Origin of the sequence: Nocardia sp. NPDC058497 (genome assembly GCF_042720195.1) — a bacterium.
Classification (GTDB): Bacteria; Actinomycetota; Actinomycetes; order Mycobacteriales; family Mycobacteriaceae; genus Nocardia.
In genome coordinates this window covers 1-7,295 of record NZ_JBHXMY010000294.1, presented here as the reverse complement: position 1 = coordinate 7,295, position 7,295 = coordinate 1, and the positions used below count along the sequence as shown (strand labels likewise).

Below are 7,295 nucleotides of genomic sequence, written 5' to 3'. Positions count from 1 at the left end.
ATGCTGTCGAGACCAACGACGAACAGGCACCGCGCGGCGGCACCGAGCGGGCCGGGGATGCGCATGCCGACGCGGTCGAGGAATCCGGCGGCGATCGGGTGGCCCGCCAGCTTCAGGTGCGCCCCGGCCAGTCGCGCGTACTCGGTCGACGACCCCGCGGCCGGACGGCCGAGATGGATGCCGTCGATGCCGAGCGGATCGGTGACCTCGCTGCGGATGAGCTCGCTCATGCCCCGCCCGGTGACGGCCCTGGCCAGGCCGGCGAGCAGCCAGCCGTAGGTGAGCGCGTGGTAGGTCGGGACGCCGAGCAGCCGGTCGGGCGCGGCCAGCGCGAGCCGGTCCTCCATCAGCTCGTGATCGAGGGATTCGGCGGCGGTGGCGGCGACCGCGGGCAGCGAGGACAGCCCGGAACGGTGGGTGAGCACGTCGGCGACGGTGATCGCGCCCTTGCCGTTGGCGGCGAAACGCGGCCAGTATTCGGCGACCGGCGCCTGGTAGTCGATCAGGCCGCGGTCGGCGAGCCGGTGGATGACGGTCGCGGTGACGCCCTTGGTCGCGGAGAACCCGATGGGCGCCGTGTCGGCCGTCCACGGCCGGCCCCCGGCGCTGCCGGTCCACAGATGAGCCAGTGGTTCCCCGTGCCGATAGATCGCGAGGGCGCCGCCCGCACCGCGGCGATGACCGATCAAGGTGGCGAAGGCGCGCACCAGCGGACCGAATCCGGCCGGGGCGAAACCGCCCACACCGGCCGGAAGGGCAGCACTGTCCTGCCCGTAAGCGTCGTTGCTCATCGTATTACCGTACGGTCGTCTGTTCGCTTGGGCAACGGTCGGACACCGACCGTGCCCTAGCCGTGGCCTGGACGTGTCACTCGGTGACCACGGTGCCCGCGCCGTCACCTTCTTCGAGCACGGCGAAACTGTGACCCGAGATGAGTGTTCCCGCACCGGATTCGGTGGCGGGCGCCCAGGCGAGCAGGACCCTGCCGTGCACCGGGATCACCGCCTCGTCCTCGGCCAGGTTGCACACCACCGAGATCCGGCCGCGCCGAAGCACGAACCAGCGCCGCGCCTCGTCGTAGTCGGCCCAGACCCGTTCCAGCCATGGGTCGGTGAACTCCGCCCTGGATCCGCGCAGCGTGAGCAGGGCGCGATAGCAGGCGAGCAGCCGGGCGTGGGGCTCGCGGGCCGGTTCGGCCCAGTCGAGCTTGGAGCGGGTGAAGGTGTCGGGGTCCTGCGGGTCGGGCACGTCGTCGGTGGCCCAGCCGTGCTCGGCGAACTCGGACCTGCGTCCGCTCGCCGTGGCGGCGGCGATAACCGGATCGGTGTGCGAGGTGAAGAACTGGAACGGCGTGCGCGCGCCCCATTCCTCCCCCATGAACAGCATCGGTGTGCTCGCCGAGAGCAGCACCAGCGCCGCCTTCACCGCGAGCTGGCCGGGGGTGAGGTAGTCGCTCGGCCGGTCGCCGACGGCCCGGTTGCCGATCTGGTCGTGGGTGCAGGTGTAGCCGAGCAGGGCGCTGCCGGGAATCAGGTCGCGCCGCAAGGGCGTGCCGTGGGTTCGGCCGCGGAAGCTGGAATACGTCGCGGCGTGGAAGAACCCGTGGGTGAGGGTTTGCGCCAGGCAGGCCAGGGAGCCGAAATCGGCGTAGTAGCCCTGTCGTTCGCCGGAGACGGCGGTGTGGACCGCGTGGTGCAGGTCGTCGTTCCACTGGCCCGTCAGGCCGTAGCCGCCCGCCGCGCGGGGCGTGATCAGGCGGGGGTCGTTGAGGTCGCTCTCGGCGATCAGGCTGAGCGGGCGGCCCAGATGTGCTGACAGGGCGGTGGTTTCGACGACGAGTTCTTCGAGCAGGTGGGTGGCGGTGCGGTCGACGAGGGCGTGGACGGCGTCGATGCGCAAGGCGTCGATGTGGAAGTCGCGCAGCCAGCGCAGGGCGTTGTCGATGATGTGGCGGCGCACCGCGTCCGAGCCGGGACCGTCCAGGTTGACGCTCTGTCCCCAGGTGTTGCGGCCCCCGGTGAGGTAGGGGCCGAAGCGCGGCAGGTAGTTGCCGGAGGGGCCGAGGTGGTTGTAGACGACGTCGAGGCAGACCGCGAGGCCACGGGCGTGGCAGGCGTCGACGAAGCGTTGCAGGCCGTCGGGTCCGCCGTAGCTCTCCTGCACCGCGTACCAGAGCACGCCGTCGTAGCCCCAGTTGTGGGTGCCGTCGAAGGCATTGACCGGCATCAGCTCGACGGTGGTGACGCCGAGGGCGACGAGGTGGTCGAGCCGGTCGATCGCGGCGTCGAAGGTGCCGTCGGGGGTGAAGGTGCCGATGTGCAGCTCGTAGAACACCGAGCCGGCCAGTTGCCTGCCGGTCCAGCCCTGATCGGTCCAGACACCGGGATCGAGGTCGTGGACGGCGGAGAGTTCGTGGACGCCGTCGGGCTGACGCGGCGAGCGCGGGTCGGGCAGGACAGTCGGATCGTCGTCGATGGCGAAGCCGTATCTGGCGCCCTGACCTGCCTCTGCCTTGACCGACCACCAGCCGCCGCCGTTGCGCCGCATCGGGTGCGTCACCCCGTCCAGTTGCAGCCGCACCGCCCCCGCCCCCGGCGCCCACACCCGAAACTGCCTCATGGCCCCAGCATCGCATGCGCACGGTGATCAGGCAGGACGACCAGGATTGGTCGCGCCGCCGAGCCGATTGCGGGCCCGGCGTGAGCCGATCCGCCCGAGCTGACGGCTGACGCCTGAGGGCGAGCGACATATCCACCGGGCGGGCGGATTTCAGTCGTGCGCCACAACGCCGACAGGGCCGGAGCCGAAGCACAGTTGCGCGCCGGGGGTCAGCGCACGAACGCGCAGTGCCGATCCGCCGCCGAGCATGCGGAGATAGGTGGGATGCAGCCCGGCTCGCACCTCGGCGACGGTTTCGGCGCCACCCTCGAACGACACGGCGATCGAGCCGTCGCGATCGGCGAGGTAGTTGAGCTGGGCTGTCCACTCGCGGATCTGCATCGGACCGTCCAGTGGCAGCCGCACCGCCTCTCCTCCGGTCACCCGGTAGCCACAGCCGGGTTCGGCGGCGGGGACGATCGAGCGATTCCACCAGACCTGGGCGTCGACGAGATCGCCGTCGTCGGTGAACATCCGCAGGTGCGGTGTCGACCGGGCGAAGGTGGCGGGCCCGGCGAGCGAGGCGAACACCTGGTCGGTCATATTTTGCGGGAAAGCCAAGGGGTTCAGCACATTCCAGGGAACTTCCTGCGGCAGCAGTTGTGCGTCCACGCCAGGTAGCGCGGCTTGTACGCCGGTGACGTAGGTGCGGGCGGGGCTCGGCTCCCACGACCGGGTGAAGGTGACAGTCGAAAACATACTGCTCACCATGAAGATCCCGGTCACCGCAACGCCCGCGACGCGCCGCACCGGAAGTTCCTGCCCCCAGGGCCAGGCCCTGCGACGAGCATCCCAGTAGTCACGAGCATCGCCGCCGACGCGAGGGTCACCCACACCGCCCATGTCGCCGACGTTGCTTTTGCCAGCAGCGCCAGCAGCGCCGATGTGACTTCGGGAAGGCCTCGATGAGGCAAGCGAATCAGCCGATGCGGCAGCAGTTCTCGTATCGCGAGGTGCATAGCGCGGGGCAATCATGATCAGTGCCAAGCCCAGGCAGCCGATGACGGCGAAATCCGCGAAGTAGCGGATGGACTGCAGCAGCAGGGCCGCGGTACCCGGCCCGTCGCGCAGCACCACCACGGGCGCGACGGTCAGCACTGTGTAGGCGGCCATGCACGCCCAGACCACGCCGACCCGGAGGCGCTTGCGGATCGTCCATGCCGCGAACAGGATCAGCGCCACCCAGCACAGCGCGACTGCTACACCCGGCGGGTCCGCCCAAGGGGTGGCCGGTTGCCAGCGCTCCCAGCGCCACGGTCCGCCGAACAGGGCGGGCACCAAGCCATCCGAGAGTGCTTGCCGCAGTAGCGCGGTGGGTTGTTCGGGGTGGGACAGTCCGCGTGGGCGCTGGATGACGAGCAGGAAGAACGCCGACCAGGCCAGCAGCACCGCGCCCGCCGCCGTCCACAACGCCGCACCGCGCCGGGCGGCCGTGCGCACCGCGTCGCCCGATACGTATGCCAGCAGCGCCACCACGACGAACGCGACCGGCAGCACGACGACGGCCTTCTCGAAGCACAGCAGCGCCACCGCGAACACCGCCGCACCCGAGACCGCGTATCGCCTGCGCCCGGTCCGCACGAGCAGCACCGCGTCCGCGCTGACCCAGGCGAGCGCGATCTGCAACGGTAGCGCGTTCACCGCCGCCGACCACCAGGCGAACGCGGGCACCGTCAACGGCACGAACAGGTAGCAGACCAGCGGCACCAGCATCCGCGCGCCGGTCCCGAGCAACACCACGACCAGCCGCAGCACCGCCAGCGAGGCCAGCAACTGCAACGCGACCAGCACGCCCGCCGCCGCACCCCACTGCAGCGGCGCCACCGCGGTCACCGCCCAGGTCAGCACGAACGCCAGCGGCATCACATGCCCGTCATGGCTGGTGAACAGCAGCTCAGGCGACCACAGCGGATGCCTGCCCACCTCGCCGATCAGGATGAAATCGTCCCAGTAGAAGAACCCCGACGCGGCAACCCAGCTACGCAGCACCAGCTGGAGCGCGATCAATCCGGCCGCGACGAGCAGCACGGCGCGGCGCGGCGGCACGCGCAGCCGCGACGGCATCGCGGGCCGCGGTGGTGAGTCGAGTCGAGTCGCTGTCGTCACGTCTCTCGACGCTAGCCCGTCGTTCGCGGTGTTTCGATCAGCCCCCGCCGGGGCAACCCATGATCGGCTCGGCTCGGGGAACTCGCTCAGCGCGTCGACGAACCGGGCCGGATCTTCTCAGGGCAGCACCTCTCCCGCCCTTCGGGATCCGCCGGTGCCGTGTAGCCGTGACCCAGCGGATCCAGTGCGATGACCGAGGGTCAGCCCAGGCAGCCGGGACCGAGCAAAGCCTTCAGATCACCCATCAACGCCGAGGACGGGGAGACCCGCCAGCTGTCGTCGAGCTTCAGCAGGGTCGTCTTCTCGCGCGCGCCGACGTGGCGGACGTGCACATCCGAGGTGCCGGGGTGGCGGGACAGGACCTTCTTGAGCTCACCGATCTTGTCGGGCGTGCACATGCGCGTCGTCATGACCACCGCGACCGGTTTGGCGACACCGATGGCCGAAAGATCAGGCACCACGAGGTCGTTGGCGATCAGTGAGATCCGGTCGTCGCGGACGGAGACGCGGGCCTTGACCAGCACCACCGCGTCCTCGACCACATCCATGCCGTACACCGAGTACGACTGCGGGAAGAACAGCACCTCCACACCACCGGTGAGGTCCTCGAGCTGCGCGGAAGCCCAGGCCAGGCCGTTCTTGTTGATGCGCCGGTTCACCGAGGCCAGGATGCCGCCGATGGTCACCTGCGCGCCGTCCTTGACGTCGCCTTCCAGGATCGCCGGGATGGGGGTGTCGACCTGGGCGGCCAGCACGTGCTCGACGCCGTTGAGCGGATGCCCGGACACGTACAGGCCCAGCATCTCCCGCTCCAGCGCGAGCTTGTGCTTGGTCTCCCATTCGTCCTCGGGGACCTTCACGTTGAACACCGAGGCCACCGAGTCGTCGCCGTCGTCCAAGCCGCCGAACAGGTCGAACTGGCCGATCGCCTCGGCCTTCTTCGTCGACATCACCGCGTCGATCGCATCGGAATGGATCAGCAGCAGGCCCTTGCGCGGGTGCCCGAGGGAGTCGAAACCGCCTGCCTTGATGAGCGATTCGGTGACCTTCTTGGAGCAGGCGATCGCGTCGATCTTGTTCAGGTAGTCGGAGAAGTCGGTGAACTTCGACTTCTCCTTGCGGGCGGCGATGATCGAGGACACCACGTTGGCGCCGACATTGCGCACCGCGCCGAGACCGAAGCGGATGTCCTTGCCGACCGAGGCGAAGTTCTGTTCGGACTCGTTGACATCCGGCGGCAGCACCGTGATGCCCATCTTGCGGCAGTCCGACAGGTAGATGGCGGCCTTGTCCTTGTCGTCACCGACGGAGGTGAGCAGACCGGCCATGTATTCGGCGGGATAGTTCGCCTTCAGATACGCGGTCCAGAAGGAGACCAGGCCGTAGCCCGCGGCGTGCGACTTGTTGAACGCGTAGCCGGCGAACGGGAGGATGGTGTCCCACAGCGCCTTGATCGCGGGCTCGGAGAAGTCGTTGCCGAGCATGCCCTCGCGGAAGCCCGCGTAGGCCTCCTCCAGCACCGAGAGCTTCTTCTTACCCATGGCGCGGCGCAGAATATCGGCCTGGCCGAGGGAGTACCCGGCGACCTTCTGCGCGATCTGCATGATCTGTTCCTGATAGACGATCAGGCCGAAGGTGTCGGCCAGGATCTCTTTCAGCGGCTCTTCGAGCTCGGGGTGGATCGGCTTGACCTCTTGGCGGCCGTTCTTGCGGTCGGCGTAGTCGTTGTGGGCGTTCATGCCCATCGGGCCGGGGCGGTACAGCGCCAGCACGGCCACGATGTCCTCGAAGCCGGTGGGCTGCATCCGGCGCAGCAGATCGCGCATGGCGCTGCCGTCGAGCTGGAACACGCCGAGGGTGTCGCCGCGGGCGAGCAGTTCGTAGGTGGCCGGGTCGTTGAGCGGCAGGTGATCCATGTCGAGATCGATGCCGCGGTTGGCCTTGATGTTCTCCAGGGCGTCACCGATCACGGTGAGGTTGCGCAGACCCAGGAAGTCCATCTTCAGCAGGCCGATGGCCTCGCACGACGGGTAGTCCCAGCCGGTGATGATCGCGCCGTCCTGCGCGCGCTTCCACACCGGGATCGCGTCGGTCAGCGGCTCCGAGGACATGATGACCGCGCAGGCGTGCACGCCGGCGTTGCGGATCAGGCCTTCCAGGCCGCGGGCGGTCTCGTAGATCTTGGCGACGTCGGGGTTGGAGCCGATGAGCTCGCGCACCTCGGCGGCTTCCTTGTACCGCTCGTGCTCCGGGTCGGTGATGCCGGAGACCGAGATGTCCTTGGCCATGATCGGCGGCGGCAGCGCCTTGGTGATCTGGTCGGCGATGGCGAAACCGGGCTGGCCGAACAGGACTCGCGCGGAGTCCTTGATCGCGGCCTTGGTCTTGATGGTGCCGAAGGTGATCACCTGGGCGACGCGGTCGCTGGCCCATTTGTCGGTGGCGTATCGGACCCTTTACACGCGGCGGCGATCGTCGAAATCGATATAGATAAAGGGGCTCGAAACCCCCGAGGGGGTGTGGTACCCCCA

The 7,295-nt window shown here is 68.9% G+C and carries 3 protein-coding genes and 1 pseudogene; all 4 read right to left on the bottom strand.

What is annotated here, in order from left to right:
- Positions 1 to 791: serine hydrolase domain-containing protein (locus tag ACFWPJ_RS19620; protein ID WP_378853280.1), on the bottom strand; the 791-nt coding region annotated here is incomplete at its 3' end.
- A 76-nt stretch (positions 792 to 867) separates the two neighbouring features.
- A complete protein-coding gene (treZ, locus tag ACFWPJ_RS19615; RefSeq protein WP_378853278.1) occupies positions 868 to 2,619 on the bottom strand; it encodes a malto-oligosyltrehalose trehalohydrolase in 1,752 nt (583 codons plus the stop codon).
- 150 nt (positions 2,620 to 2,769) lie between these two features.
- Entirely contained in the window at positions 2,770 to 4,764 is a 1,995-nt protein-coding gene (locus ACFWPJ_RS19610) for a hypothetical protein (protein ID WP_378853276.1), read from the bottom strand.
- Between the two features lie 200 nt (positions 4,765 to 4,964).
- A pseudogene (dnaE, locus tag ACFWPJ_RS19605) lies at positions 4,965 to 7,295 on the bottom strand (DNA polymerase III subunit alpha); the annotation flags it as partial.

Coding starts and splice junctions, on each gene's coding strand:
- treZ (WP_378853278.1), bottom strand. CDS start 2,619: ATGAGGCAGTTTCGGGTGTGGGCGCCGGGGGCGGGGGCGGTGCGGCTG.